We start from the raw sequence: 1,194 nt of genomic DNA, 5'->3' as shown, positions 1-1,194 counted from the left end.
TTATGCTGCCGTTCTGAGCCTCCATGCTGATGGAACGGCCAGCGCGGATGTCGGTAACGACAGGCGAGGAGGAGGAGGAGGAGGATTGGCTTTCCTGATGGTTGACGCCCGCCGTCAGCGATAACGAGAAGCCGAGACCCGTCTTGTTGGAGGGATCCGTGCTGGTGAGTTGATTGTAAGCCTCCTTCAGGTCCTTGTAGCCTTGATAGAAGCCGAGGCCAGCAATGGCGGTGTTGGTGACCGCATTGACACCGCCGGCATCCGACAGCCGCTCGGCCGAGTTCATGATGCTTTCGCCGGCGGCCACCGCCTTGCTCGAGGCCGCGAAGGTCACGCCGGTAAAGGTCTTCTCGTGTACCTCCTGGTAGTTGGTGACGTCGTTGGCCGACAGCAGATTGATGTCATTCTTGGCGAAGAGATCGACGTCGCGCTCCGCCGAAGCGCTGGTCGCCTGCAGGTTGATATTGTTGCCTGCCGAGATGTTGAGATCACGTCCGGCGGACAGTGTCGACACAGCGTTGGTATCGGACTGCTGCGCCGTGCTGTCCTTGGTCGACTGCGCGCCGATGCCGACGGAGAAACCGCCATTGCCAACGGAGACGGCCAGGCCGAAGCCGGATTTCTTCTGCTGCTCGGATTGCGACGCGCTTTCCGCGCCCGGCGTGACGTTGACATCGCGTGCGGCCGACAGGTTGATGTCCCGGTCGGCATTGACTGTTGAGCCCATGATGTTGAGATCGGTCTTGCGGGCCGTCAGATTGACGTCCTCGCCCGCTGAAAGCGAAGAGCCGACATTGTCCGTCGAGAACTGCTGGCCCTGCTTTTCGTTCTTGCCGTAAAGCGAGATGAAACCACCGCCGGAGCCCACGAACAGGCCGGAATCCTTGCGCTTGCTGTCGGACTGGTGATCCTCCTGCGCTCCGATCACAGCGACGCTGTCGCCGGAGACGTTGATGGAGCCATCGGCATTGACCTTCGATCCGGCAATGACGGCGGCCTTGCCAGCATCGAGGTTGACGTCGCCGGAGGCGGAAAGCTGCGAGCTGACCGTCGTTTCGTTATAGCCGTCATAGCTGGAGCTGCCGCTGCGCAGGAACCCCTTGCGCTTGGCGCTATCGTGTTCGGTCTCGGTGTCCTTGCCGGCGGTGACGATCAGGTTGCCGCCGGTCTGGATGTTGAGATCGGAGCTATGGG

General features: G+C 61.3%; 1 protein-coding gene. It reads right to left on the bottom strand.

Features of this window, described 5'->3' with window-relative positions:
* Window positions 1–1,194, bottom strand: a 1,194-nt coding sequence (locus RRH01S_RS33050; RefSeq protein WP_042477856.1) for a hemagglutinin repeat-containing protein, incomplete at both ends; no start/stop codon positions are given.

Source organism: Rhizobium rhizogenes NBRC 13257 (assembly GCF_000696095.1).
In the GTDB taxonomy this organism is placed as follows: domain Bacteria; phylum Pseudomonadota; class Alphaproteobacteria; order Rhizobiales; family Rhizobiaceae; genus Rhizobium; species Rhizobium rhizogenes.
This window is presented reverse-complemented; position numbering and strand designations above follow the sequence as displayed.